Source organism: Enterococcus sp. AZ171, assembly GCF_051714005.1.
Classification (GTDB): domain Bacteria; phylum Bacillota; class Bacilli; order Lactobacillales; family Enterococcaceae; genus Enterococcus_B; species Enterococcus_B pernyi.
Map to the genome: position 1 here is coordinate 373424 of NZ_JBIORA010000001.1, position 26357 is coordinate 399780.

A 26357-nucleotide genomic window follows, 5' to 3' on the forward strand; every position below is an offset into this window, starting at 1 on the left:
ATTTACAAAATACAGGGGTGCTCAATCAGATTAAGCAATACGAAGAGGAAGAAACGGAAGAGTTAGATGAGATTGATTGGGATACATTATAGAAATTAAAAAAATTACGAAAAAGATCTTACTAAACTTAAAGGAGCTGGGTTACATAAGCAGTTTGATGAATGACTCAAGGTCATTCGAAAGAATCCTTTTCAGTCACTGGCACCGTATGAAAAAACTAGTAGGAATTCGTATTACTCAATAAGAATCAACATTAAGCATAGACTAGTTTATAGTGTGGATATTTTGAGGGAAATAGTAACCATCCTTTCCGTCTGATCTCATTATGAGCGTGGGTTGTTTTTAAATGCGTGAACTGAATTGCTCATTGCATGCTATATGAATGTCTAGATACGACAATGGGGATTTGTCCTTAGTTGTTTTACACCTTCTAAAAACGAATAGATGCTTCTACATATCATTGTATTTTTATAGATGATCATTTGAACTACATATGAATGCTATTCTCCTCTTTGACAAATCAACTAAATCATACTATGATATGTACGCTAACAGGAGGTGTAAAAATGGGGAAATCAATTGAACGTTCGTTAGAAGAATGTCTTTTTTTTAGTGTGAAGAAGCTCGATCGAGTATTGAATAAATTAGCTGATGAAGCTTTCAAGAAAACGGGACTTGCACCTACTTATGGATTTATCTTACTGATTTTGAAAGAAAAAAACGGTATTCCTCAAAAAGATATCGCGCAGATGTTGTATTCAGCGCCTTCAACGATTGCACGTTTTGTAGAAAAGTTAGAATATAAAGGCTATGTCAAAACGGTTACAGAAGGACGGTTATCTTTGGTATTTTTAACTGATGAAGGTCGTGAATTTGTCAAAGAGATCGACAGTAGTTGGGATGAGTTGCACCACGCATATAAAGTTGTTTTAGGTGCTGCCGAGAGCGAGCGGCTTTCTCAAGAGCTGAATGAAGCGACCAATAAATTACAAAAAAAATAAAATTTTTTAAACATAACAGTTGCATGTACAACTAATCGTATGGTTAAATAAATACGAGAAAAAATAAGTGACATTCGTCATATTGGAGGAAGAAGAATGGCAAAATTCAATGAATCAATCACATTTCCATCAGGTAGTGAGCTGAAAAATCGGTTGATGCTATCACCAATGACTACAGAACTTAGCTTTTTTAATGGGGTAATCACAAAAGACGAGATCGAATACTATGCACAACGCTCAAAAGGATTAGGAGCAGTGATCACTGGTGCAGCAAATGTGCAAGACATCGGTAAAGGTTGGCCAGGGGAATTGAGTATCGCCCATGATGAAATGCTTCCTCGTCTAAGCGAGTTAGCACAAGCCATTCAAGGCGAAGGCGCCAAGGCAATCGTGCAGATCTTCCATGGCGGTCGTATGACAAGCCGTGCGACATTATCAGGAGAACAAACAGTATCTGCTAGTGCGATTCCGGCAGAACGTCCAGCTGCCGAAACACCTCGGGCATTAAGTGATGAAGAAGTTAGTGAAACGATCCAAGCATTTGGAGAAGCAACACGCAGAGCCATTGAAGCAGGATTTGACGGAGTAGAATTACATGGTGCGAATACTTACTTGATCCAACAATTCTTTTCTCCTCATTCGAACTGTAGAGAAGACCAATGGGGTGGTTCTTTAGAGAAACGTTATCATTTTATTGAAGAATTATTGAAATCTGTCTTCCAAGCAGTTGAAACACACGCAACCAAACCATTTATTGTTGGCTATCGTTTTTCACCAGAAGAATTTGAAACACCAGGTATCCGTTTTGAAGAAACGATTTGGTTGATGGAACAATTACGTGAAACGAAATTAGACTATCTGCATGTTTCATTGAACACATATGATCGTGTGGCTCGTTCTGAGACCTACAACGAAAAATCAATTCTTGAATATGTCCACGAAGCGATTCAAGGGAAAATCCCGTTAGTAGGTGTCGGGAATGTCCGTAACCGCAAAGATGTCGAGTCTGTGTTAGCTCATGCGGAACTCGTAGCAGTAGGTCAACAAATGTTGGTAGATCCTGAATGGGCAGTCAAATTATTAGAAGGTCGAGATGCTGAATTTGTGACGAAACCTTTTTCTGAAGCATACAAAGACTTGTATTTACCAAGTCCGTTGTATAATTTTCTTGATCAACGCTATGGATCAACCATCAATATCTAAGAAAGAAGCTGAAAAAATGAAAGTTTTGATTGTTTTGACAAATGTAGAAAAATACGACAATATCGAGCGTCCAACAGGTTTATGGTTAAGTGAATTGACTCATTTTTATGATGTATTAGTCAAAAACAAGATCGAAGCTGATTTTGTTAGCCCGAATGGCGGATACGTACCATTGGAACCAAAAAGTATATTAGATATGGACCAAGTAGATTGGACCTATTACCAAGATGAAGACTTTCGTAATCGTGCGTTAGGGCAAACGTTACGTCCGGATGAAGTGGACCCAACAGAGTATACAGCGATTTATTATGCCGGTGGACATGGAACGATGTGGGATTTCCCCGGATCAGAAAGATTAGCAGAGATTGGTTCTGCGATCTACAAAAATAATGGGATCGTATCAGCGGTTTGTCATGGTGTCGTAGGCTTATTACCTGTCGTTGATGAAAACGGACAGTCCATTTTAGCTGGACGTAAAGTGACTGGCTTTAGTAATGAAGAAGAGGAATTAAATGGAACAACGAATAACGTACCATTCCTAACCGAAGATTCATTGAAGGAAAAAGGGGCCGATTATCAGGCAGGGAAAGCTTTTACTGAAGTTGTTCATGCAGATGGGCGTTTATTAACAGGACAAAACCCACAGTCTGCACATTTATTAGGAGAAAAAGTCGTTGCTGAATTGACGAAATAACGTGGAGTTTGGAGAGGAAATCAATGATGGAAACACGGACCTTGAACAACGGATTGACAATTCCTGTACTTGGATTTGGTGTCTTTCAAATCTGGGATCAAGAAGAATGTGAGCAAGTCGTTTTAGAAGCGCTGAATGCTGGCTATCGCCTGATTGATACTGCGGCTGTTTATTACAATGAAGAAGCCGTTGGTCGGGCAATCAAAAAAAGTGGGATTCCAAGAGAAGAGATCACTATTACAACCAAGTTATGGGTCACTGATGCTTCTTACGAGGGCGCATACAAAGCGTACGAACGTTCTTTACAAAAATTAGGGGTAGACTATATTGATATTTTCTTGATCCATCAGCCTTACAATGATTATTATGGCGCATGGCGTGTCATGGAAGAACTCTATGATGCAGGAAAAGTAAAGGCAATCGGAGTCTCTAATTTTTCAACCGGTCGTTTGACTGATTTGATTTTGAATCATCGGATCAAGCCAGTGATCAACCAAATCGAACAACATCCATACCGTCAACAAAAACAACAAAGAGAAACAGCCACTCATTTTGACGTCGTGACTGAAGCGTGGAGTCCCTTCAACCAAGGAAAAGATGGGATTTTTGATGAACCAGTTTTAAAGGAATTAGCTGAAAAATACCAAAAAACTGTCCCACAAATCATCCTACGTTGGCAAACACAACTAGGGATTATCACAATTCCTAAGTCTGTCCATGTGGATCGTATAAAGCAAAATATCGCCATTTTTGATTTCCGATTATCAGAAGAAGAATTGACTTTGATCGAACAGCTCGATCAAGCACCAGAGTCAACCGGACCTCGTGAACATCGAACATTAGTTGAAAACCTGCATAATATCTCCATCAATCAAGCGAATTAATAATCGATGTGCTGATGTGTAAAAAAAGAGAGCATAGAAGCTTGTAGTGTTTCTAAAAAGTAGTTCTTTAATATTTAGTGCTAGTAGAAAACAGTCTTGTTTTCTACTAGCACTTTTTTTGTTGAAAAACTTAGACAATTGGGATCATATCATTCTCCAAACAATTGGATAGGATCGAAGTATCAATCAAGATAGATTGGTGTGTGATTTTAAAGTATAAGGGTGGTACATTTAGTTTTTTCTTTTCTAATCAACCAGCTTTTCTAGCTATCTAATTGATTTGCATGATGATGACTTTGGTGGCAATAAAGGTATCGCCAACTTGTTGACCATAAAGATTGACGGATTTTTCAAGCTGTAAGTCTGCTCTTGAGCCTTCAACGATTCGAGAGTTTTGAGTTTGTGCATCATAAATAACGAATGTAATCTCAATCTCACTGGTAATAGTAAAGCTTAATTTTTCGTCAGAGGAAACGGCCATGTCATAGGATTCTTCATCTTCATTTTTTTGATAAAATTTTGTGATCTCTAGTTCAAATTGATCACCATTCATAGACACAAGAATCCCAGGCTCATCTGCTTGATCAAGTAAATCATTGGCACAATCAAAATCTGTTTACTCGTTGTTGTTTTGCTCATCATCGCCACTTTGACTCGTTTCGATTTGTTTTTGTGGGGGAGTGATTTGTGCATTGTGGAGGGCGTTGTCATTGTTCACCTCTGTTTGGGGCATTGGCTATAAAATTTAAAGCTAAGATCAGAAAGCGTGGCATAAGTCAGGCAGTGTATACGCACAAAAACACAAGGGACATTCGAAAACCAACAAATTTCGAGTGCTCCTTGTGTTTTTATCTTCGATGTTTCAACTAATTTTTTCGTTCTTCTAGTTCAATAGCGTGGCTTAGTGAAAGGGATTATCTGATTATTTCCAGCGAGCGTCCACCACGATATCCTTTACTGATTGAAACGTTTTCTAAGAAATGATACTCTAAGGATAACAGATGAAAAAGAGGAGAATAACATATGAGGATCGTAATCGTCGGTGGCTCATTTGCGGGCATTCAGACAGCTATTTCTTTGCGCAACGACTGTCCAGAAAGTGAGATAATCATTATTGAGAAGCAAGCGCGGATAGGTTTTATCCCGAATAGTGTCAATTTGATTTTAAAAGGGGAATTTCATGAAGAAGCCCATCATTATTGGATCAATAAAGAGCAATTGACTCAAGAACATCAGATAGCAGTACGGGTAGAAACAGAAGTGACTGCGCTAAACAACGATAAAAACCAAATCCAATTAAATGATGGGGAAATATTGTCTTTCGATTTTCTTGTGATTGCGACAGGCTCACAACAACGCTTCCGTTTTAGTACACAAGAAAACGACACGATTTGGACAATCAAAGATCCTAAAACTTCGCAACAATTCCAACAACGTATTGGAAATGCAAAAAAAATCGCAGTGGTCGGTGCAGGGCAAGTTGGCTTGGAACTCATCGAAGGATTAGCGAACCTGGGAAAAGAACTTCATCTGTACGAAAGCCAATCGACAGTTTTATTCCGATATTTTGATCCAGAGATGATCAAGCCGTTGTATTGCGAGCTGAACAATCGAGGTATTCGATATTTCTTAAATGAACAAGTACAAGAAATCATTGAAGCAGAACAAACAAAGATCTTCACGGAAAAAAGAAGTGAGACGTATGATTTAGTCTTGTTAGCAAATTACACCCGACCAGATAATCAGTTATGGGAAGAATCCTTGCGATTGAATGATGATGGGACGATCTGGGTAAATGACTACCTGCAAACATCCCAGGAAAATATTTATGCTATTGGCGATGCCATCCAAGTAACCTATCGACCAACGCAAGAAAAGATGTACGTGTCTTTAGTCAACAATGCGATTCGAACGGCGAAGATCGCCAGTAAAAATATCAGTGGGCAACAAAAGAAGGATTTAGGTACGTATCGTCCAATCGGTAATCACTGGTTCGGACATTATTTTGGGAGTGTCGGTTTAACAGAAAGCGAAAGTATCTTTTATGCTGGGGAAATCAACACACAATATTTAACCACCAGAGCTTCTGCTGCGAATCAGGAGTTGATCCAAATAAAAGTGCTATTGACGGAAGAAGGAAAACTGATTGGCGCGCAATGTCATAGCCAAGCAGTTATTTTCTATCTTTTAGACCGACTGACTTTAGCAGTTGAGGAAGGATGGACACTCGCAGACTTGGAAGCGCGCGAATTCTTCTTTCAACCAGAGTATCGAGCGCCAACAGCTCTTGTAAAGGTGGTTGATTCTTTCGATGAAGATTGAAGAATTTTTAGAAAAAAAAGAGCAAATCCAAATTGAGATTTTACGAATGCTTGTATTAGAAGGTGGTTCCGCTTCAATCAATGAGTTGCGCTCCTCTGTGAAATTATCAAAATCTGCCTTCGACCAATATATCGAAGACCTTGAATTGATCGGTCGTATGATGAAAACAAAGATTTCTGTCCGAAAAAATGAATTTCAAGTCGTCCTTGAATTAGATGAGCATACGAGTTTAGAAAAAATCATGCTTTTTTTGGTACAACAAAGCGTGAAATATCAGATCTTGACGTATCTTCTTGAACACCAACAAGCTTCAAGTGTTCGTTTGGCAACAGCTTTTACGATCAGTGAATCCTCTGTCTTTAGAAAAACCAAAGAATTGAATCAGCTATTGAAAGAGTTCTCTCTACAGATAAAGAATGGACAAATCCAAGGAGAAGAGCTCCAGATCCGTTATTTTTATTATTCCTTATTTCAATTTTTCCCAGAGTCACAAAGACCACAGTATTTACAAGATACTCCAGATAAGCGTCCGTTGATAGTAGGATTGGCGCATGTGTTGAATACAACTTTTTCCCCACAATCATCGACAAAAATTGCGACATGGATCGGTATTACACGGAAAAGGTTACTGTCAGATAAGATGAAGTTTTCTAGTACAAAAGAGAAAAAAGAAATATACCAAGAGGATCAACTGTACCAGACCATCCATCCGGTGATTTCCTTATATCTTAGTCGAACAGCAGCTGATGTTACGGCGTATGAGTCGATGATGTTTTATAGTTTTCTCGTTACTTTCTCGGTACTGGAGGAAGAGACATTTTATCAATACGAGTTGACTCGTAGCAAAAAGTTACCTACAGCGGTGTTGGATACGTATATTCGAGAAACCATGCTGTGGCATTATCGACCAAGGCGTCTAAAAATCAAGGAAGAGAAAACAATTGGGTATCACTTGGCACAAATCAATAATGAGTTATACTTTTTTTCTGGCTATTTAACCATCTATGATCCGCCACACTTACTCATCCAACAACAACGGATGTTGGGTGATTCGTTGACTCAATTACTTGAACGATTGAAAAAAACGACAGTCGAACAGCTTCCTATGAAAAAATTGACCAATCAAGTTTTGGATAATCTGATGAGTCAATACGCGAATATTTTGATGATGATCGATTTCTATATTGAAAAATCTGTGGTTATTGGCATTGATCTACAATCATTACCGATCTATCGGGTTGCTTTCCAACAGTTCTTGATTCGAGAGTTAAAGGGGATCAGCGGGATCGTGATCGAAGAAGTCCAACCAGAAAAAAGTTATGATTTTGTGATCACCTTCAATCAGGATAAAAAAGGTCAAGAGTACTATTATCTATCGGAGTTTGCTTCAAGTTATGATATTTTAAGGTTAAAGCAAAAAATCGAGCAAGAAAAAAAAGCCAAAAATTAAAAAACTGTCAAAAAAAAAGTGAATTGCTATTTTTTTGGCAGTTTCTACTCCTTAAATAGGTGTACCATAAAAGTAGTTAAAGAAAGCGTTTGCAAAAATGGAGGAGATTATAATGACAGAATCAACGTATATCATGGCGATTGACCAAGGGACAACAAGCTCACGAGCGATTATCTTTGATAAAAAAGGAAGACACATCGGTAGTTCGCAAAAGGAATTCACACAATATTTTCCCCGGGAAAGCTGGGTAGAACATGATGCGAATGAAATATGGAACTCCGTACAATCAGTTATCGCAGGTGCGTTTATTGAATCTGGTATCAAGCCAACACAAATCGCCGGTATTGGTATCACGAATCAACGTGAAACAACAGTGATTTGGGAAAAAGATACAGGACGTCCGATTTATCATGCTGTAGTTTGGCAATCGCGTCAATCAGCTGGTATTGCTAACAAATTAAAAGAAGACGGACACCAAGAGTTTTTCCATGAAAAAACTGGTTTAGTCATTGATGCGTATTTCTCTGCTACTAAGATTCGCTGGATCTTAGACCATGTAGAAGGTGCACAAGAGCGAGCAGAAAAAGGCGAGTTGATGTTTGGAACGATCGATTCTTGGCTTGTTTGGAAATTGACAGATGGGCAAGCACATGTAACCGATTACTCGAATGCGAGTCGTACAATGTTGTTCAATATCCATGAATTGGATTGGGATCAAGAAATCTTAGATCTACTGAATATTCCACGAGTGATGTTACCGAAAGTAACCTCAAATTCAGAGGTTTACGGTTATACACAAGGGTACCACTTCTATGGTAGTGAAGCACCGATTTCTGGGATGGCAGGAGACCAACAAGCGGCCTTATTCGGTCAAATGGCTTTTGAGCCAGGAATGGTCAAAAATACGTATGGTACAGGTTCATTTATTGTGATGAACACAGGTGAAAAACCACAATTATCTAAAAACAATCTGTTGACGACGATTGGTTACGGAATAAATGGAAAGGTTTACTATGCGCTAGAAGGGAGTATCTTCGTTGCCGGTTCTTCCATCCAATGGTTGCGTGACGGTCTGCAAATGCTACAAAAAGCGAGTGATTCAGAAGATGCAGCGAAACGTTCAACTAGTGATGACGAAGTTTACGTTGTACCTGCTTTTGTTGGACTTGGCGCTCCTTACTGGGATCAAGCAGCACGTGGTTCTATGTTTGGTCTTACTCGAGGAACAACGAAAGAGGATATCATCAAGGCGACATTACAATCCATTGCCTACCAAGTTCGAGATATCATCGATACGATGCAAGATGATACCGGCATCCAGATTCCTGTGTTAAAAGTTGATGGAGGTGCAGCCAATAATGAATACTTGATGCAGTTCCAAACAGATATCTTGAATGTACCGATCCAACGTGCCGGTAACTTGGAGACCACTGCATTAGGTGCTGCCTTTCTTGCAGGATTAGCAGTTGGTTACTGGAAAGATACGGATGAAATTCGTGAGTTTTATGAAGCTGGTAAAATCTTCGAGGCGGAAATGCCAGAAGAGCGTAGAGAAAAACTTTACACTGGTTGGAAAAAAGCAGTGAAAGCAACTCAAGCATTTGAGTAAAGGGAGGGAACACAAGATGTTTTCAAAAAAAACAAGACAAGATAACATTGACCACATGAAACAAGAAGAATTAGATCTTTTGATTATTGGGGGCGGAATCACTGGTGCAGGTGTAGCAATCCAAGCAGCTGCTTCAGGTATTAAAACCGGTTTGATCGAAATGCAGGATTTTGCAGAAGGAACTTCTTCACGCTCAACCAAGTTAGTTCATGGGGGGATTCGTTACCTAAAAACGTTTGACGTTGAAGTGGTCGCAGATACAGTAGGCGAACGTGCAGTGGTACAACAAGTGGCACCGCATATCCCTAAACCAGATCCGATGTTATTGCCGATTTATGAAGGAGAAGGCGCAACGACATTCAATATGTTTTCTGTAAAAGTAGCGATGGATCTTTATGATAAATTAGCAAAAGTAACTGGAACGAAGTATGAAAACTATACGTTGACACCTGAAGAAGTTCTTGAACGTGAGCCGTTTCTTAAAAAAGATGGCTTAACAGGTGCCGGTGTTTACTTGGATTTCCGGAATAATGATTCCCGTTTAGTGATCGATAATATCAAAAAAGCGGCAGAAGACGGAGCATATCTGGTCAGCAAAATGAAAGCTACCGGTTTTATCTATGAAGGTGACCAGATCATCGGAGTCAAAGCGCGTGATTTGTTAAGTGATGAAGTCATTGAGATCCGAGCAAAAGTAGTGATCAACACAAGTGGACCATGGGTGGACAAGATCCGTAACCTGAACTTCAAGCGTGCGATCTCACCAAAAATGCGTCCGACAAAAGGCGTCCATTTAGTAGTAGACGCGAAGAAACTGCCTGTGCCACAGCCTACTTATTTCGATACAGGAAAACAAGATGGTCGGATGGTCTTTGCGATTCCTCGTGAAAACAAAACGTATTTTGGGACAACAGATACCGATTACCAAGGCGATTTTACAGACCCTCAAGTAACACAGGAAGATGTGGATTACTTACTAGACGTGATCAATCATCGTTATCCAGAAGCAAATATCACTTTGGCTGATATCGAATCAAGTTGGGCAGGATTACGTCCGTTATTGATCGGCAATGCTGGTTCTGACTACAACGGTGGTGATAACGGTACGATCTCTGATAAAAGTTTCCGTAAAGTCGTTGATACGGTGACGGATTACAAAGAAAGCAAGGTATCACGAGTAGAAGTCGAAGATGTGTTGAATCATTTAGAAAGTAGTCGTGATGAAAAAGCACCATCCACTGTTTCTCGCGGTAGTTCATTAGAACGTGAACCAGATGGACTAGTTACTTTATCTGGTGGTAAAATCACCGATTATCGCAAAATGGCAGAAGGCGCGATGAAATTGATCCGTCAACTGTTACAAGAAGAGTATGGTGTAACTGTAAAAGAGATTGATTCCAAGACTTATTCGATCTCAGGCGGCGATTTTGATCCGACGAAACAAGAAGAAATGGTCGAAGAATATACAAAAATCGGTGTGGAAGCAGGTCTTGATGAAAAAGATGCTGCATATATCGCAGATTTCTATGGAACAAATGCGAAACACATCTTTGAATTAGCAAAAGAAATGAATCCTTATCCAGGATTGACTTTAGCAGAATCTGCGCGTCTGCGTTACGGATTAAAAAACGAAATGGTCTTAGTTCCAGGTGACTATTTGATTCGCCGTACCAACCATCTACTTTTTGAAAGAGATCAGTTAGATGCCATCAAACAACCGATCATTGATGCGATTGCTGCATACTTTGAATGGACAGACGAAGAAAAAGAACGTGAAACACAACATTTAGAGCAACTGATCGCTGAGTCAGACTTACGTGACCTGAAAGGAGAAAAATAAAATGAATGCAGACATGACCCAAATCATGGGGGAATTTATTGGAACGATGATTTTGATCCTTTTAGGGGACGGCGTATGTGCAGCAGTGAATTTAAACAAAAGTAAAGCGCAAGCCTCCGGTTGGATCGTCATTGCATTTGGTTGGGCAATGGCTGTTACGATGGCAGTATTTATTTCAGGATTCATGGGACCCGCTCATTTAAATCCTGCGGTGACACTTGGGATGGCAATGACAGGGGCAATCGGTTGGAATTTGGTTTTCCCATTCATCATCGCGCAATTACTAGGTGCAATCGTCGGTGCGGTACTTGTTTGGTTATCTTATTTGCCACATTGGTCAGCAACAAAGGATCAAGGGGCAATCTTAGGAACCTTTGCGACTGGACCAGCCATCCGCAACTATCCTGCTAACTTTATTACAGAGTTGATCGGTACGTTCGTTTTAGTCTTAGGACTATTGGCATTTGGCCAAACAGAATTTGCGGGTGGAACAAATGTCTTTGCTGTTGGAGGATTGATTTTAGCTATCGGGTTATCACTAGGTGGTTCAACAGGATATGCGATCAATCCAGCTCGTGATCTAGGTCCACGTATCGCTCATGCGATTTTACCAATCGCTAATAAAGGTGGTTCTGACTGGGGTTATTCATGGGTACCGATTGCAGGACCAATGGTTGGTGCAATCGTCGCAGTAGGTATGTACACGTTGATGGTTTAATGAAATAAATTTTCTATATTAAAATAAATGGTTCTCTTGGTCGTTATTCACAAACCAAGAGAACCATTTTTAATTGATCAGTCAAGTCGTAACAACAAGAGAGTCGATAAACTTACATCAAGCTTTGATAGATGTCAATGATCTCTGACACGTTCGTTTCTCTTGGATTTCCTGGGGTACAGACATCATTGAACGCATCTTCAGCAATTTTTGCAATATCCGCTTCTTTGACACCTAGTTCGGAGATCGTCGCAGGGATGCCAACTTTCTTCGATAAAGCGTCAATCGCTTCACAAGCGGCATCACGAATATCTTGGATGGAACGAGATTCTGCGTCTTTGATGTTCAGTGCCTTCGCGATTTCTCGATATTTATTGCCTGTAAACTCTTTATTGTATTTCATGACCGTTGGTAATAAGGCAGCGCAAGCGACACCGTGGGGGATGTCATACCATGCGGATAATGGATGAGCCATTCCATGCACAAGACCTAAACCAACATTTGAAAAACCCATTCCTGCAAGGTACTGTCCTAAAGCCATATCTTCTCGACCTTTTGGATCACCATTCACGGAATCGGCTAAACTACGACCGATGATCTCAATGGCTTTGAGATGGAACATATCACTCATTTCCCATGAACCTTTCGTGATCAATCCCTCGATAGCATGAGTCATCGCATCCATCCCAGTTGCCGCACACAAGGCTTTCGGCATGCCCATCATCAAATCACTGTCAACAAAGGCAACGATTTGAATATCATGAGGATCAACACATACAAATTTACGAGAACGCTCTTTGTCAGTGATCACATAGTTGATCGTGACTTCAGCGGCCGTACCAGAAGTCGTCGGAACAGCTAAGATTGGCAAGCTTGGATGTTTTGTATCTGCCACACCTTCTAGACTACGGACATCAGAAAACTCTGGATTCGTTACGATGATTCCAATGGCTTTGGCTGTGTCGATCGGCGAACCTCCGCCAATTGCCAGGATCACATCCGCTTTTGCTTCTTGAACGAAAGTCACGCCCTCTTTGACATTCTCGATCGTTGGATTAGGTACGATACCGTCGTAGATTTCATAAGCAATCTCTGCCTCATCTAATAAGGTGGTGACTTTTGCTACGACACCGATTTTATGCAGCTCTTTATCGGTGATCACCACTGCTTTTTTGAAATTTCTGGCATGAAATTCCGTTGGGATAGCTGCAATAGCCCCTTTTCCATGATAGGATGTTTCATTTAAAATCATTCGATTTGCCATTTGGTTTACTCTCCTTTAGGTAGGTCGGTTTCAGAAATTATATATTCTGATGGATAACGCAGTTTTTTGAAATAATAGGTGCGATCCTTTTTATTGAATGTTCGCACCACATGACAAGGATTTCCTACTGCTAAAGAATTAGCTGGGATATCCTTCGTGACGACACTTCCAGCTCCAATCACTACATGATCACCGATTGTCACCCCGGGCAGTATGGATGTATTTGCACCGATCCAGACGTTGTCGCCGATCGTAACAGGCGCCCCAAATTCTGCTTGGTACTCTTGACGTAAAACAGGATCTAAGGCATGGCCGGCTGTGTAGATCCCCACATTTGGAGCAAGTAAGACATCCTTACCAATCGTGATCGGAGCAACATCAAGTAACGTGCAATTATTATTGGCTAAAAAGTTTTCTCCAACGGTGATGTTGATTCCATAGTCGCAATGAAAGGGTTGTTCAACAAAGAGTTTGTCCCCAGTTTGCTTGAACATTTTTTTGATCAATTGCTGACGCTCAGATAATTTTCGAGGATGGATATGATTGAATTCATAAAGGAGATCTCTCGTGACCAAACGAAGCTGCAATAATTCTTCATCTTGACGATAGACCTCACCAGCAATCATTTTTTCGACATTGGATTTCATTTTGCACCTCACGATTGTTAATCGTTCAAATAGCCAGCACGTGGGACAACCCTAAACGCATCAGCCAGTAATTTCAAATTGTCATCTTCTAACGTTTGTTTGATGCCACCTTGGGACATGACGATCGTATAGACTTGGGCAGCTTTTTCAGCTGTTTCGATCAAACCAAATGTTTCATCCATATCTTTTCCAGAACCATAGATTCCATGTTGTGGCCAAACGACTAAACGGGTTTCTTTCATTTTTGCAGCAGTTGCTTCGCCGATTTCATTCGAACCGGGAACTAACCATGGAATGACCGAGATGCCTTCTGGGAAGACAACTAAGCACTCTGTACACATTTGCCATAATGTACGAGTCAATTCGCGTTCAGAAAGTGGATGGCTAAAAGTCATGGCTAACAAGTGTGTTGCGTGACAATGCATGACGATGCGGTTATCTGGATCGACACTTAATCGAGCGATATGGCTCATGAAATGACTTGGTAACTCAGAAGTCGGAACAGCATCAGGGCTTAATCCCCATAAAATGTCGATCGCATGACCATCTCCGGTCACACGGATCAATCCAAGATTTTCTTCTGGCTCTGCCTGTACATTTTTAAAATATTTTCCAGACCCTGTCACTAAGAAATACCTTCCGGCTAATTGTTGGGCATCAAATGGCAACGGCAGTGTTCGTAAAACTTTCGTAGGATCGATAAAAGGTAAGACTTGTGCTTCTTCTAATAAGTAGGTGATATTCCCACCATTACGTTCATCCCATCCTAGGCGGTACATATTGGTTGTTGCTTGAATCATCTCTTGTACAAATGGAGCAGTGAGCATCGCTGATTTTTTCACGAGTGAGACCTCTTTTCTTTTTCTGATGAATAGAAAGAACATGTAGTATGTGGTTATTTTGTAAATCAACAGAAAGAACCTCAAAATCAGTTAGACGGATTCTCGAAGGCTTCTGTTGATAGGTGAAGGGCTTTTTTTACAACTTGATAGTTAGTGTTCATGAAGCAACACTTCGGTCATAAGCCAGAAAAATCAAAAATGAACCAGCCATTTTCGATTTTCTATCTTACTGCTCAGGTCAGAGCGCTTCTTTCACAACCTGTGATAAATGGTGTTCGAAAGCCAGCTCCTTCAATATTAAGTCAAAAATCGAAAAAATATGAGGAACTATTTTCTCGATGTCCGTCTTAATACTCGGAGCTAAACGGCTTTCTCACAACCTCTTACTTTGTACGTCTTTTTCGTATTGTAGGACTTCTTGGTACCAGTCCATGCCTACTGGGACGTTGTTGATTTCACAGAAGTAATTCCAAACGTCGGCGTATGGGAAGTCTTTTAATTCTTCAGTGAAGGCTAAGCGTTTGGTGAAGTCGAAGTTTAGTTCGGCTTCTTTTAATTCTTCGATTGGTTCAAGCATGGCTTTTAACAATGCCTTTTGCGTATTTCTTGTGCCGATTGCCCATGCGGCGATCCGGTTGATGGTTGCGTCAAAGAAATCGAGTCCGATCGCTGTTTTTTCAAGTAAATGATTGCGGACTAATTCTTTGCCGATTTCTTGTAATTCATCATCCATGATCACAACATGGTCTGAATCCCAACGCACAGGACGAGAGACGTGGAGCATGATCCCTTTTGAGAATAAGGCTAAAGACGAAAGTTTATTGGAGATGACTTCAGTTGGATGGAAGTGTCCTGCGTCTAGGCAGATCAATTTGTTACGTGTCAATCCATAGCCCATATAAAATTCGTGTGAACCTACTGTGTAAGCTTCGGCACCAAGTCCAAATAGTTTGGATTCTACGGCATCTTGTGTATATTCTTCGTTGAGTTCTTCTGAGAAAATCTCATCTAAAGATTCCATCAACCGTTGGCGTGGAGATAGGCGGTCGATTGGATTGTCTTTCATTCCATCAGGCATCCAAAAATTATCGATACATGTTTGTCCGATTTCTTTTCCCATATACTCGGCGATTTTACGAGCACATTTCCCATGTTCGATCCAGTAATCCCGTACTTCTTTGTCTGGATGAGCAAGTGTCAAGCCATCTTTCATCATTGGGTGAGAGAAGAAGGTTGGGTTGAAATCAAGACCGATGCCTTGTTCTTTTGCCCATGCGACCCATTTCTCGAAATGTTTTGGTTCGATCTCATTTAAATCGACCGGTTCGTCTGTATCTAGATACATGGCATGTAAATTCAATTTATGATTCCCAGGAATCAATGAGAAAGCTTTTTCTAAATCTTGGCGTAATTGGTCCGGCGTATGTGCGGCTCCAGGATAGTTTCCTGTAGCCATGATGCCACCTGTTAATTCTCCATCTGGTGTCAAGAAACCTTTGACATCATCGCCTTGCCAACAGTGCATCGAAATCTTCACTTCTGCGAGTTTCTGCAAGACCTCCTCAGTATCGACACCGATACTCGCATATTTTGCTTTGGCTTCTTCATAACGTTCTTTGACATTCATCATATTGAATCTCTCCTTTTATATTAAAAATTCTTTATATCTAGCAAGTGCTTGTGTCATTTCCTCGGTATGTCGAGGGTGAAAAGTGGCTAATGAAACAGAATCTCTGATCGCTTCACGCGCCAGTTGCAACGTACCGTAGCCGTTCGTTGCAATCATTTGGACCATTAGATTGCCAATAGCGGTCGCTTCATCTGGTCCTGCTTCGACTTCGATATTGCAAATATCGGCTGTCAGCTGATTAAGGAAGGTATTATTTGAACCTCCACCGACGATGTGTAAATGATGAAATTCTATTCCGGTGATCCGTGCTAAGTTCTCTAGTTCGACAGCGTAGTATAGAGCTAAATTGTCATAGATACAGCGAGCCAGCTGACTAGGGGTTTGAGGGATAGATTGGTTTGTTTCTTTACAATAATCTTGTAATTCTTGAATCATATTTTGGGGATTCAAGAAACGTGGGTCGTTGACATTGATCAATTGTTGGAAAGGCGCTTCCTGTTCTGCCAGTTCTGCCAATTCAGCAAAACTATAGGCACCATCTTGCAAACGAGCAACTTCTTGGATCAACCACATACCCATGATATTTTTTAAGAAGCGAATGGTTCCTTGCACACCCCATTCATTTGTAAAGTTAGCTTCAAATGCTTCTTTTGTTGAAATGCCTTCAGGAATCTCTACACCCATCAACGACCAAGTGCCTGAGCTGATGTATGCCCAATCTTTGCCAGTCGCGGGTGTGCCGACAACTGCTGAAGCAGTGTCGTGAGAAGCAATCGTGATAAAGGTCGCTTTTGGCAGATCATAGGTCGGAAATTGGGCAGTTTGTAATTCGCCTAGAATCTGTCCAGGCTCGGTGATTCGTGGGAAAAGCGAAGCGTCGATGCCTAGAACAGCTAAAATATCTGAGTCCCATTTCCGAGTTTCTAAGTTCAGAAGCTGCATAGTAGACGCATTAGTCTTTTCGGTGACTGCTTCTCCAGTGAAGAGGTAACCGAGTAGATCAGGCATCAATAACAAACGATGGGCATTTATTAACGTTTCTTTTTCTTCAACAAGTAATTGAAACACCGTGTTGAATGGTTGCATTTGGATACCTGTTTTTTGGTAAAGTTCATCTAGTGGCATGTTTTGTTCAAATTGTGGGATGGCTTCTTTCGTTCGCTCATCACGATAGCTCGTCGGGGCGTCGATCAAATGACCATCAACATCAAGCAAGCCATAATCGACACCCCAAGTATCGATGCCGACATAACATTCTGCGATACCTTGTTGCTTGGCTTTTTCCAAACCTTTTAAGATTTCAGTGACTAGATGTGTGAGCGGCCACTTTGCGACACCATCGATTTTTTCAAATCCATTTTTGAAGCGATGGACTTCCTGTAAGTCAAAACGGCCTAATTCATTAAGATTGGCATGGATCAAACGACCACTTGAAGCGCCAATATCGATAGCAAGATAATTCATCAAAATTCCTCCAATTTGTTTTTACTTGAATCAATGAAAACTAGACTTCATTTGGGAGTGGCTTCTTTTTAAAAGTAAGGAGAAGAAAAAGAATACCTAAAACGGTCATCAAAATGCAGCCATTGATAAAAATATTTTGTAAAGCATCAGAACCGATACCGAATCTTTCTAAAAGTCGATGTCCATAGGGTGAAACAAAGTTACCGATATTTGCTAGAACGAGAATAAAGGAAGTGGTGCTTGCTTTTGCTACTTGCGGAACTGAACGAGTAGCTTCATTGAAGATGTAGGGAACGAACAGAGCAAAGGCGATACCGTTCAGTGCAGCCCCAACACCGATCATAAATAAATGATTGGCTGTCAAGATGAGGAATAAGCTTGCTGCCATGATGAAAAAAGAAATAGGCAACGTCCATCGTTTCAATCCTTTGTAAATCAACCCGAATAAGAAACCAGCAACCATGTTAGCAATCTGCATAAAAGAAAGAAGCGTTCCGGCATCTGATTCTGTTCCTAGATTTTCAGTCACGATGAAGGTCGAAAGCTTAACGACAACGATCATGTAGAAAATACAGAGAAAGAAGATCAAAATGCCATACATGAGAGTAGTCGGACGGAGTGTTCCTTTTTGTGCTGTTTCTTTTTTAAAGGTGGAGTTTTGTTTTTTCTTTGGCGGTTCAGGGACGAAAGCCATAAATAAGAAAATGATCGGAATGGTGATCAAGTAAACTAAGAATGCTTTTTGCCAGCCAAAAGTGAGGAGACGTCCGGCAGTGAAGGTCATGACTGCAGCTCCTAAACCTTGAAAGGCGGATTGGAAGCCAATCAAGGTGGCAGCTTCTTCGCCTTCAAAAAATTCGCTGATCATACTGACTGCCAACGAGTTGAAGAGACCAAAGCCCGCACCTAATGCTGCGCGGGAGATCATCAATAAATAGAAGTTGGCAGTGAAGACAGGTAACACGCCAGCAACTCCAGCAAGCAACAACCCAAGTAAGACAGTTTGTTTCTGTCCGATGGCTTTGGCAATCAAACTACTCAAAGCAATAAAAATCACAACAGTTAGTTGAGGAATGGTCATCAGTAGTTCGACGGATGAAGCCGATTGATCATTGAAGTAGCCTAACATCATCGGTAAAGCGGATGCGATAGCAGTATTTGACGTTAAAACTAAGGAAATGGATAACAGCGACAGTTTCATCAACCAAGTCTTTCTCATAGCTTGTTCCTCCAGATGAAGATGTATTTGTTGCACTCATCATATCTTGTAACCCTTTTCACAACAATGTCAGTATGTTACTATATTGGTGTCAAATTTACATATCAAGGGGGAGTAAAACGATGAATCCGTTTGTACAAAAGATCTTTCTGCCGTATACACCCGAAGAGTTAGAACAGCGAAAGACGGGGCAATGGATCAAGGAATTTGAAGGAGAAAACTTAGACGAACAAGACCAGCAATTCAAATTAGACGATCACCATCTTTTTCAAGAAAATAATATTTTGATTCGCCAACATCGACGCTTCGCTCATTATCCACTACATTCCCACCATTTTTTAGAATTCAATTATATGTATTGCGGTACTTCAGAACAGATCGTCAACGGTCTGCCAATCACTTTGAAAGAAGGACAATTATTACTTTTAGATACAAATAGTCGCCATGAACTGATGCCTTTGGGTGAACATGATATTTTGCTGAATTTCTTATTCAAAACGAATGATATCAATATCAATCTTCTGAAAAAAATCGATCATCGCAGTGGGGGATTGACCTATAATTTTTTAATGAACGCCATTTTAGAACCTGGCTATAATGAGACCCATCTTTTGTTACACTTATCAAAAGAACCAGAGATCCAAGTCACCTTGGATCAAATGATCCTCGAATATTTTTCAAAAAAACATCTAGGAAATGAAATCATGAATGCTTTTTCACAAGTGTTATTTTTACAGCTTTCTAGAGTCTATCACTCCCAATTAGCAAAAATATACAAAAAAGATGGACAAAGCAACTTAATGATCAAAATTCTGCAACGGATCGAAAGTGACTATCGAACATTGAACCTAAAAACATTGGCAGATGAGTTAGGGTATAATCCAAATTATCTGTCTAATTTGATCAAACAACAGACTGGGAAATCCTTCAAACAATTGATTACGAACCAACGCTTACATGAAGCACAGGATCTAATTTTAGCTACCCGCTTCTCGATTGAGGAGATTGCGGCCAATGTAGGTTTTTCCAATAAGACACATTTTTACAAAAAATATCGAGAATATTTTGGGGATACGCCAATCGCCATTCGCAAACAACGTTGAGGACGTGGGCGATACATAAAAAAAAACAACTGCGAAGGGAGTGAGACATTAGTTCTCCCCCCACCTATAACCGAATAAACGGCGGGAACAGAAGTAACCTCTTCGAAAAATAAGGCGCCATCCACAAAAATTTGAAAAACAATTTTCGTGGATGGCGCCTTATTTCTCGAGGCTGAACACTTCTGTCCCGACCTCAGATCGCAGTTGTTTTTTGTTAATTCAAAGCAGTTAGAACATTATTTGGTACTTGATTTTCATTGATCGTCGTTGGTCCAGAGGTTACTCGTTTTTGGCTGACCTCTGCTTTGACATAACTATTAGGTTCTAACGGTGTTGGATTTTCTGAGGCGATCGTATAAGGTAATTTGATCGTTTTGCCATCCTTAGTAACAAAGGATAATTCATAGTCATACGCTTTCCAATCCCACATTTTTTCTCCGCTATCATTTCGTGCATCTGTCAAAGGTGGAACCTTTTCCGGTACTTTTGCGTAGGCAACTTGGCTATTGTAGGTCTGATCATAATATTGATAACCTTTGTAGCCACCAAACAATAACAATAAGAGAGCAATTGCTCCAATCAATTTTTTCATCATATCCATCCTTTTATGTTTCTTGATATATCCAATTATCGCCGATTGATACAGTGTTTGAAAATCGAAAAACGTGACAATTTTGAAATATTATTAAAATAATACCATTCAGACTCGTTCAGTATCTGTTTGACATTCTGGCAACCGCTTGCTATAGTAAAAAAGAAAAATAAATAAAACCTAGATGAACGAGGTATTTTGATGAGTGTAGTAGGTATCTAATCGAGTAAGTTGAATAACCAATAAAGCAGTAGGCTTATTTGGTGTGCTTATAGATGGTACCTGTCTGAAACATTTCTTGTAATCAAATCAAGGGGAGGACATGTCTTATTTTAGCTGTGTCCTGCCCTTTTATTCTATTTTAGGTCTTTATTTATTTTGGGGACAGGTATCTCTTCAAGAAAAGGAGAGAATATGAATCATACAATCAAACAATTACAATTTGAACAAATCAGAAAAGAAGTGATTGCCCGAGCAATCGGAGATCACACGAAAGAACGTCTGGCAGAAATGTCAATCCCGACAAATCTTCAGACCGTAGAAACAAGACAAACAGAAACGAAAGAAGCCCGTACGATTTTAGAAAGTAGCCAGCACGTGCCCTTTATGGGGCTAACACGAATTGTGGCATTAACTGACCAAGTGAAAAAAGGCTTGATCTTAACCCCCGCTGAATTGATTGAATACGCTGATTTTTTGAGAAGCAGTCGAATGATCACTCGCTTCTTTGAAAAAAACCAATATCAAACGCCATTACTGTATGCGTACAGTAAAAATCTACCGGATCTTCAAGCGGTGGAGGACTTAGTTTATGAACAAATCAAGAACCAACAAGTCGCAGATGAAGCATCAAAAAATCTACGTAAAGTACGAAAACAAATCCAAACGGTAGAAAAAGAAATCCAAGATCGTTTGCTAAAATTCTTGCGTCATCCTGGGAATAAAGAAATGATCCAAGAAGTGATGATCGTTCAAAAAGGGGAACACGCAACGATCCCTATCAAAGCGAGTTATAAAAATAAAGTAGCCGGAACGATCATTGAACAGTCGAATAAAGGTACGACGGTATTCATCGAACCAACAGCAGTCGCTAAAGCAAGCGCACAACATCAATTATTGAAAGCAGAGGAAATTGCTGAAGAATATCAGATTCTAGCAAGTTTGACTGGGGCATTAGCTGAAAATGAACAGGCAATCGATCAAATCATCGAAACGGTCACCGTTTTCGATATTATTTTCGCACGTGGGAAATACAGTAGAGAGATCAATGGCATCACACCTATCATCAATAAATCAGAACGCATCCATCTGAAACAAGCGAGACATCCACTGTTATCAGAAAAAGCTGTGCCCTTAGATTTTGATTTGGGTGCAGAATATCGTGGATTAGTGATCACAGGTGCAAATGCTGGTGGGAAAACAGTTGTTTTGAAAACAGTCGGATTGCTGACGTTGATGGCAATGTTTGGTCTGCAAGTACCAGCAAAAGATGGGACAGAGCTTGCCGTATTCGACGAAGTTTTTGTCGATGTCGGCGATCAACAAGATTTAGCGAATGCATTGAGTACTTTTTCTGGGCATATGCAAAATATCGCACAGATTTTGAATAAAGTGGGTAGAAATACCCTAGTTTTACTTGATGAGATCGGTAGTGGAACAGAACCAACGGAAGGGGCAGCTTTAGCAATCGCCATCATGTCTGCAATGTATGAGAAAGGTGCGCTGATGGTTGCAACGACCCATTACGGCGAAATCAAAGAGTTTGCGGAACGACATGAAGATTTTGTGCCGGCAGCAATGGCTTTTGACCGAGAAGCCTTGCAACCAAAGTATCAATTACAGGTAGGAAAAACAGGGGAAAGCCAAGCATTGTGGATCGCTAAAAAAATGCAAATGTCAGAGGACTTGATCCAACAAGCTCAGCAGTATCTTTCTACGAAAGACTATTCAAGTGAAAAACGCTTATTCAAACAACAAGTGAAGACGCAAGAAGTCAAGAACGAAGAAAAGGTTTTATTTTCAAAAGGGGATCGGGTATATGCCACCCAATACAAAAAAGAAGCATTAGTCTTTGAAGACACTGGCGAAGAGACGATCGTGATTTTTGTCGATAACCAAAAAGAAACGGTCCTTCGACAGCGTGTCCTTTTAAAAATGAGAGCAGAAGAACTTTATCCTGTAGGCTATGAGATCGATCAGCTATTTACAGATTTTAAAACGAGAAAATGGGAACGAGATATTGAACGAGGTTCAAAAAAAGCCCACAAAAAATTATTAAAAGAAACCCGTCAGCGTCAGGCTGCACGAAATGGAAACTCCGAAAAAACATAATAACAGATTCACAATGGCATACGAAGGATTGGAAGAGCTCGCAATAAAAAACCGACAATTAATTGGTTCCACGTGGAAAGTACGGTAAAATAGATGAAATGACATTTTGGGAGTTGTTAAGTAATGAATGGAGCATCTGATTGGCGAAAAGAAATTCGCACGATTCCGAATCTACTATCGATTATAAGAATTCTTTTATTGCCTTTTTATTTGTATTTTATGAGTAAGCAAGCTTTCTATCTGGCTGGATCGATCATCCTCTTTTCAGGAGTCACAGACTTTTTAGATGGATACATCGCCCGAAGATTCAATCAGATCACAGAACTTGGAAAAGTTCTTGATCCAATCGGTGATAAGTTGACCCAATTGGTCTTAATCATCTCCATGGCATGGGAACGTCCGTATATCTGGCTCGTTTTAGCTTTATTTATTGTGAAAGAAGCATTTATGCTGATTGCTGGGATCGTTGCTTTGCGTAAACAGGTCAAATTAGATGGAGCAAAGTGGTATGGTAAATGGGCGACAGCTGTGATTTATGTAGGGATGATCCTGTTATTGCTTTTCCCAACGATTCCTGAAGGATGGGTCATGGTGATATTTGCAATCATTACCTACAGTTTGGCTCAGTCCTTTGTTTTATATGCTTTGGAGTATCGTAAACTACTGAAGCGCTAGGTAGTTTGGTGTATCTTATTGTTGTAACAGCGAATGAGAAGAGTACCATTGCAATTTAAGTGAAGAATTTATCGAAAATCAATCGAAGTCAAAACTGGCTGAGATTGATTTTTTTTTAGTTTAAGATAAAAAAAATCAACTGAATGCAAAAAAATAGCTGGTAATATGCCGAAGCATAGACGTAGCAATGATTCAAGAGTAAATATTTCAAGGAGTTAGGCAATATGTGAAGTTGAAATTACACAGAGAAGACTATATGATTTTATTATAATCTATTCGAGAAACAGGTAGTTCACAAAAAATAAGGTCGATTCAATCAGTCATATGTACATATTTTAGGTTTTACTATCAATCATCAGAAGGAGAGGTAATTTATGAATTTATCGAATATTCAATCTAGTGAAGAATACTTAAAACATTATAGAGAATTTATGGAAAACTGTTTTTCCATCAACTATCCACTTTTAGCTTCTTTTTACAAAGAACTTCATCATCGTTTTTTAGAGGTCGTCTCTCAAAAGGACGGACCTGTGTTTGAACAATTACAAGAGCTGTTGGGGATCGATGCACAGCTACAGATACTTTACGAAATGGCGGAATGTATCGAATCGTTGAAATTAGAAATGAATGAAGAGAAAATCATTGAAATGATCAAGAGAGATAGCTTTTCTTTTTATAGAGAACGGATAGGGTTAACGAAGAAAGATCCTATTCCGCGCGGATTGATCTATCTGAGTGAAAAATAGCCAGTCAATCTTACAGCTATTTCTCTATCAAGGGAAAAGATTCGACATAGTTTTTAATACACATAATCAGCGACTGTTTGTTTAGTAGAACATCTCTTTTGTCCTATTCTTGTGATAATTATCATGTATTCTAGTATGGATTGGATTTTAATATACAGAAAAGCTGTGACCTAAGTGTTCAGCCCTGAGAAATAAGCGTGAAACCCAGAAAATTCCTCTTGGAATTTTTGAGGTCTCACGCTTATTTCTGAAGGAGCTACTTCACATTATCGCCAAATAATTACTGGATCTTCTGCTTGCACGATCCTGTCACTCTGGGATAAGAGAAAATCTACTGCGGAGGCGCCGATTTTTTTAGGGGAGAAATCAATAGTTGAAAAGGCTAATATCTCACTATATGGTAGATTTCCTTCACCTATGACAGTGAAATCTTTTTTATGAATGAATCCTGCCTGTTTCATTCCTGAAATTACACCGGCTGCTGTATCATCGCCATTGACATAGATTACCTCTGGAATAGAGGCGTGAGTTGTGATCTCTATTGCGAACGCATAGCCATCTGCATAGGTTTCGATACCAGTGAAATAGTTTTTTCCTTCAATCGCTTTTCCAAAATACATTTCATAAGCAGTCAATTTGTTTTTTGTGGTCTGGCTTTGTGAGGCACTGCGTTTAGTAGTAAAGATGACCCTGGAAATACCACGGGTATGCAGGGTAAGAAACAATTGATCATACGCTTTTTTTCGATCTGGATAAATCATGGCAAGGTCGTCATTGTCCATCTTTTCAGTTGAGACGATTTTTCCTTTGAAGCGAAGAGGTTCAAGTAGTTCATCAATTTTTGTTCGTGACGTCAGAATAAGACCGTCGATCATTTTTTGCTCTAGTAATGTGTAATAGTGACTCTCCGTCTCCTTTTCATAATAAGTAGGAAGTAATAATACTTGATACCCTTTACTTTTTGCCTGATACAAGATACTATCCACCAACTGATTATAACAAGAACTGTTGTTAGGCAAGGTAACACCTAAAGTATAGGTTTCTCCTTTACTCAATTTTACAGCATTGCCGTTCACCACATAGTTCGTCTCTTCAATAACGGATTGGACTTTTTTTCGTAAATCATCGGATACGTAACGGTCGTTATTTATCACTCTGGAAACGGTAGATTTGGATACTCCTGACATTTTTGCGATCTCTCGAATCGTAACGATGGGATTTTCCTCCTTTTCTCTTGACTTGGGACGCGTCCCAGTAGGTATACTTTTTCTGAAAGGTGGTAATAGAATGACAATCAAAATGATCGCTGTAGATATGGATGGTACATTTTTGAATGATCAAAAGAAATACAATGAAGAACGCTTTAAGAAACTTTTTGACTTACTACAGGAAAAAGAAATAAAGTTTGTTGTAGCAAGTGGAAATCAATATTTCCAGTTGCGTTCATTCTTCCCTGATCTTTATAAAAGTATAGCATTCGTAGCAGAAAATGGGGCAAATATTTTAATTGGTGAAGACCATGTGTACAATGCAGAATTACGTCCTGAAAAAATCGTTCAGACATTAGATGTATTGGAAGAGTTAGCGCCAATGAACTTGATCTTATGTGGGAAACAGAGTGCCTATCTCTCTAATAAAGTTTCTAAGGAGTTGTTTGAACGTGCAAGTTTTTACTACCCTAAGCTTGAAAAGGTAGAAGACCTGTATACGTTAGCTAGGGGAGAAGAAACGATTTTCAAGTTTGCTTTATCCTTCGATGAGCAAGAAGCGGTAGAAAAACTAACTGCCTTAAAGCATTCTTTAGGAGAGGGATTGATACCGGTCTCTAGTGGTCATGGAGATGTCGATTTGATCATCCCTGGTGTCCACAAACTAAACGGGTTACGCTTGTTAGGCAAAAAATGGGGAATCAGCGATGATGAGATTGCTACGTTTGGCGATAGCGGGAATGACTTTGAAATGATCCAACAGATCAAGCACAGTTTTGCTATGGAAAATGGACAGCCCAAGATCAAAGAAGCAGCTACGACGATTATCGGATCAAATAATACAGAGGCTGTACTCGATACGATCCAAGCAATTGTAGAAGGGAAATATACGTAACTTAGTGGTGGTAAATTACC

Annotated in this window: 23 protein-coding genes; 14 read left to right on the top strand and 9 right to left on the bottom strand. The window is 39.9% G+C overall.

What is annotated here, in order from left to right; genetic code table 11:
* Positions 1-566: 566 nt before the first annotated feature.
* From IGJ49_RS01800 to IGJ49_RS01815, 4 genes are all read left to right on the top strand, one after another.
* Positions 567-1001, top strand: coding sequence for a MarR family winged helix-turn-helix transcriptional regulator (locus IGJ49_RS01800; protein ID WP_010736432.1), 435 nt, complete (start codon positions 567-569; stop codon positions 999-1001).
* A gap of 96 nt (positions 1002-1097) precedes the next feature.
* Positions 1098-2204, top strand: coding sequence for an NADH-dependent flavin oxidoreductase (locus IGJ49_RS01805; RefSeq protein ID WP_438722231.1), 1107 nt, complete (start codon positions 1098-1100; stop codon positions 2202-2204).
* Positions 2205-2220: 16 nt separating this feature from the next.
* On the top strand, positions 2221-2898 hold the full coding sequence (locus tag IGJ49_RS01810) for a type 1 glutamine amidotransferase domain-containing protein (protein WP_224434477.1): 678 nt from the start codon (positions 2221-2223) through the stop codon (positions 2896-2898).
* Between the two features lie 26 nt (positions 2899-2924).
* Positions 2925-3782: an aldo/keto reductase gene (locus IGJ49_RS01815; protein ID WP_224434921.1), complete on the top strand. Its 858-nt coding sequence runs from the start codon at positions 2925-2927 to the stop codon at positions 3780-3782.
* A 271-nt stretch (positions 3783-4053) separates the two neighbouring features.
* Here IGJ49_RS01815 and IGJ49_RS01820 read toward each other — a convergent pair whose 3' ends face one another.
* A complete protein-coding gene (locus IGJ49_RS01820) occupies positions 4054-4335 on the bottom strand; it encodes a hypothetical protein (RefSeq protein WP_349520894.1) in 282 nt (93 codons plus the stop codon).
* 470 nt (positions 4336-4805) lie between these two features.
* On the opposite strand from IGJ49_RS01820, the gene IGJ49_RS01825 reads away from it, so the two are divergent.
* The 5 genes from IGJ49_RS01825 to IGJ49_RS01845 all read left to right on the top strand — a co-directional run bounded on the left by IGJ49_RS01825 (position 4806) and on the right by IGJ49_RS01845 (position 11721).
* Positions 4806-6104, top strand: coding sequence for an NAD(P)/FAD-dependent oxidoreductase (locus IGJ49_RS01825; protein ID WP_438722232.1), 1299 nt, complete (start codon positions 4806-4808; stop codon positions 6102-6104).
* On the top strand, positions 6094-7554 hold the full coding sequence (locus IGJ49_RS01830) for a helix-turn-helix domain-containing protein (protein ID WP_062805749.1): 1461 nt from the start codon (positions 6094-6096) through the stop codon (positions 7552-7554). Before IGJ49_RS01825 ends, IGJ49_RS01830 begins: the two co-directional genes overlap by 11 nt.
* A gap of 112 nt (positions 7555-7666) precedes the next feature.
* Positions 7667-9163, top strand: coding sequence for a glycerol kinase GlpK (gene glpK / locus IGJ49_RS01835; RefSeq protein WP_034690589.1), 1497 nt, complete (start codon positions 7667-7669; stop codon positions 9161-9163).
* A gap of 16 nt (positions 9164-9179) precedes the next feature.
* A complete protein-coding gene (gene glpO / locus IGJ49_RS01840) occupies positions 9180-11003 on the top strand; it encodes a type 1 glycerol-3-phosphate oxidase (protein WP_438722233.1) in 1824 nt (607 codons plus the stop codon).
* A gap of 1 nt (position 11004) precedes the next feature.
* Positions 11005-11721 carry an MIP/aquaporin family protein gene (locus IGJ49_RS01845; RefSeq protein WP_010736418.1) on the top strand — a complete coding sequence of 239 codons (717 nt, stop codon included), beginning with the start codon at positions 11005-11007 and terminating at the stop codon, positions 11719-11721.
* 112 nt (positions 11722-11833) lie between these two features.
* Here the strand turns inward: IGJ49_RS01845 and fucO are convergent, their stop codons facing one another.
* From fucO to IGJ49_RS01875, 6 genes are all read right to left on the bottom strand, one after another.
* A complete protein-coding gene (fucO, locus tag IGJ49_RS01850) occupies positions 11834-12985 on the bottom strand; it encodes a lactaldehyde reductase (RefSeq protein WP_438722234.1) in 1152 nt (383 codons plus the stop codon).
* Positions 12986-12990: 5 nt separating this feature from the next.
* Positions 12991-13632, bottom strand: a complete 642-nt coding sequence (locus tag IGJ49_RS01855; RefSeq protein WP_062805746.1) for a sugar O-acetyltransferase — start codon at positions 13630-13632, stop codon at positions 12991-12993.
* A 17-nt stretch (positions 13633-13649) separates the two neighbouring features.
* A complete protein-coding gene (rhaD, locus tag IGJ49_RS01860) occupies positions 13650-14474 on the bottom strand; it encodes a rhamnulose-1-phosphate aldolase (protein ID WP_349520904.1) in 825 nt (274 codons plus the stop codon).
* Between the two features lie 373 nt (positions 14475-14847).
* Positions 14848-16104, bottom strand: coding sequence for an L-rhamnose isomerase (rhaA, locus tag IGJ49_RS01865; protein WP_438722235.1), 1257 nt, complete (start codon positions 16102-16104; stop codon positions 14848-14850).
* Positions 16105-16119: 15 nt separating this feature from the next.
* Positions 16120-17568 carry a rhamnulokinase gene (gene rhaB, locus IGJ49_RS01870; protein WP_438722236.1) on the bottom strand — a complete coding sequence of 483 codons (1449 nt, stop codon included), beginning with the start codon at positions 17566-17568 and terminating at the stop codon, positions 16120-16122.
* 40 nt (positions 17569-17608) lie between these two features.
* A complete protein-coding gene (locus tag IGJ49_RS01875; RefSeq protein WP_438722237.1) occupies positions 17609-18787 on the bottom strand; it encodes an MFS transporter in 1179 nt (392 codons plus the stop codon).
* A gap of 122 nt (positions 18788-18909) precedes the next feature.
* Here IGJ49_RS01875 and IGJ49_RS01880 point away from each other — a divergent pair, with 122 nt between their 5' ends.
* Positions 18910-19890 carry an AraC family transcriptional regulator gene (locus IGJ49_RS01880; protein ID WP_224434482.1) on the top strand — a complete coding sequence of 327 codons (981 nt, stop codon included), beginning with the start codon at positions 18910-18912 and terminating at the stop codon, positions 19888-19890.
* A gap of 214 nt (positions 19891-20104) precedes the next feature.
* On the opposite strand, the gene IGJ49_RS01885 is transcribed toward IGJ49_RS01880, so the two are convergent.
* Positions 20105-20482 (bottom strand): DUF1093 domain-containing protein, encoded by a 378-nt coding sequence (locus IGJ49_RS01885; protein ID WP_153829914.1) that lies wholly within the window; start codon positions 20480-20482, stop codon positions 20105-20107.
* A gap of 414 nt (positions 20483-20896) precedes the next feature.
* Between IGJ49_RS01885 and IGJ49_RS01890 the strand changes: the two genes are divergently transcribed.
* From IGJ49_RS01890 to IGJ49_RS01900, 3 genes are all read left to right on the top strand, one after another.
* A complete protein-coding gene (locus tag IGJ49_RS01890) occupies positions 20897-22813 on the top strand; it encodes an endonuclease MutS2 (protein WP_438722238.1) in 1917 nt (638 codons plus the stop codon).
* Between the two features lie 123 nt (positions 22814-22936).
* Entirely contained in the window at positions 22937-23488 is a 552-nt protein-coding gene (locus IGJ49_RS01895; RefSeq protein WP_010736407.1) for a CDP-alcohol phosphatidyltransferase family protein, read from the top strand.
* 374 nt (positions 23489-23862) lie between these two features.
* On the top strand, positions 23863-24234 hold the full coding sequence (locus IGJ49_RS01900) for a DUF7006 family protein (RefSeq protein ID WP_019723867.1): 372 nt from the start codon (positions 23863-23865) through the stop codon (positions 24232-24234).
* Between the two features lie 266 nt (positions 24235-24500).
* Here the strand turns inward: IGJ49_RS01900 and IGJ49_RS01905 are convergent, their stop codons facing one another.
* A complete protein-coding gene (locus IGJ49_RS01905; protein WP_375152655.1) occupies positions 24501-25448 on the bottom strand; it encodes a LacI family DNA-binding transcriptional regulator in 948 nt (315 codons plus the stop codon).
* A gap of 73 nt (positions 25449-25521) precedes the next feature.
* Here IGJ49_RS01905 and IGJ49_RS01910 point away from each other — a divergent pair, with 73 nt between their 5' ends.
* Positions 25522-26337 carry a Cof-type HAD-IIB family hydrolase gene (locus IGJ49_RS01910; RefSeq protein WP_438722239.1) on the top strand — a complete coding sequence of 272 codons (816 nt, stop codon included), beginning with the start codon at positions 25522-25524 and terminating at the stop codon, positions 26335-26337.
* Positions 26338-26357: the final 20 nt, after the last annotated feature.

What these genes read in the sequence shown, in the direction of transcription:
- IGJ49_RS01800 (WP_010736432.1), top strand. Translation starts at nt 567, where the DNA reads ATGGGGAAATCAATTGAACGTTCGTTAGAAGAATGTCTTTTTTTTAGT.
- IGJ49_RS01805 (WP_438722231.1), top strand. Translation starts at nt 1,098, where the DNA reads ATGGCAAAATTCAATGAATCAATCACATTTCCATCAGGTAGTGAGCTG.
- IGJ49_RS01810 (WP_224434477.1), top strand. Translation starts at nt 2,221, where the DNA reads ATGAAAGTTTTGATTGTTTTGACAAATGTAGAAAAATACGACAATATC.
- IGJ49_RS01815 (WP_224434921.1), top strand. Translation starts at nt 2,925, where the DNA reads ATGGAAACACGGACCTTGAACAACGGATTGACAATTCCTGTACTTGGA.
- IGJ49_RS01820 (WP_349520894.1), bottom strand. Translation starts at nt 4,335, where the DNA reads ATGAATGGTGATCAATTTGAACTAGAGATCACAAAATTTTATCAAAAA.
- IGJ49_RS01825 (WP_438722232.1), top strand. Translation starts at nt 4,806, where the DNA reads ATGAGGATCGTAATCGTCGGTGGCTCATTTGCGGGCATTCAGACAGCT.
- IGJ49_RS01830 (WP_062805749.1), top strand. Translation starts at nt 6,094, where the DNA reads ATGAAGATTGAAGAATTTTTAGAAAAAAAAGAGCAAATCCAAATTGAG.
- glpK (WP_034690589.1), top strand. Translation starts at nt 7,667, where the DNA reads ATGACAGAATCAACGTATATCATGGCGATTGACCAAGGGACAACAAGC.
- glpO (WP_438722233.1), top strand. Translation starts at nt 9,180, where the DNA reads ATGTTTTCAAAAAAAACAAGACAAGATAACATTGACCACATGAAACAA.
- IGJ49_RS01845 (WP_010736418.1), top strand. Translation starts at nt 11,005, where the DNA reads ATGAATGCAGACATGACCCAAATCATGGGGGAATTTATTGGAACGATG.
- fucO (WP_438722234.1), bottom strand. Translation starts at nt 12,985, where the DNA reads ATGGCAAATCGAATGATTTTAAATGAAACATCCTATCATGGAAAAGGG.
- IGJ49_RS01855 (WP_062805746.1), bottom strand. Translation starts at nt 13,632, where the DNA reads ATGAAATCCAATGTCGAAAAAATGATTGCTGGTGAGGTCTATCGTCAA.
- rhaA (WP_438722235.1), bottom strand. Translation starts at nt 16,104, where the DNA reads ATGATGAATGTCAAAGAACGTTATGAAGAAGCCAAAGCAAAATATGCG.
- rhaB (WP_438722236.1), bottom strand. Translation starts at nt 17,568, where the DNA reads ATGAATTATCTTGCTATCGATATTGGCGCTTCAAGTGGTCGTTTGATC.
- IGJ49_RS01875 (WP_438722237.1), bottom strand. Translation starts at nt 18,787, where the DNA reads ATGAGAAAGACTTGGTTGATGAAACTGTCGCTGTTATCCATTTCCTTA.
- IGJ49_RS01880 (WP_224434482.1), top strand. Translation starts at nt 18,910, where the DNA reads ATGAATCCGTTTGTACAAAAGATCTTTCTGCCGTATACACCCGAAGAG.
- IGJ49_RS01885 (WP_153829914.1), bottom strand. Translation starts at nt 20,482, where the DNA reads ATGAAAAAATTGATTGGAGCAATTGCTCTCTTATTGTTATTGTTTGGT.
- IGJ49_RS01890 (WP_438722238.1), top strand. Translation starts at nt 20,897, where the DNA reads ATGAATCATACAATCAAACAATTACAATTTGAACAAATCAGAAAAGAA.
- IGJ49_RS01895 (WP_010736407.1), top strand. Translation starts at nt 22,937, where the DNA reads ATGAATGGAGCATCTGATTGGCGAAAAGAAATTCGCACGATTCCGAAT.
- IGJ49_RS01900 (WP_019723867.1), top strand. Translation starts at nt 23,863, where the DNA reads ATGAATTTATCGAATATTCAATCTAGTGAAGAATACTTAAAACATTAT.
- IGJ49_RS01910 (WP_438722239.1), top strand. Translation starts at nt 25,522, where the DNA reads ATGACAATCAAAATGATCGCTGTAGATATGGATGGTACATTTTTGAAT.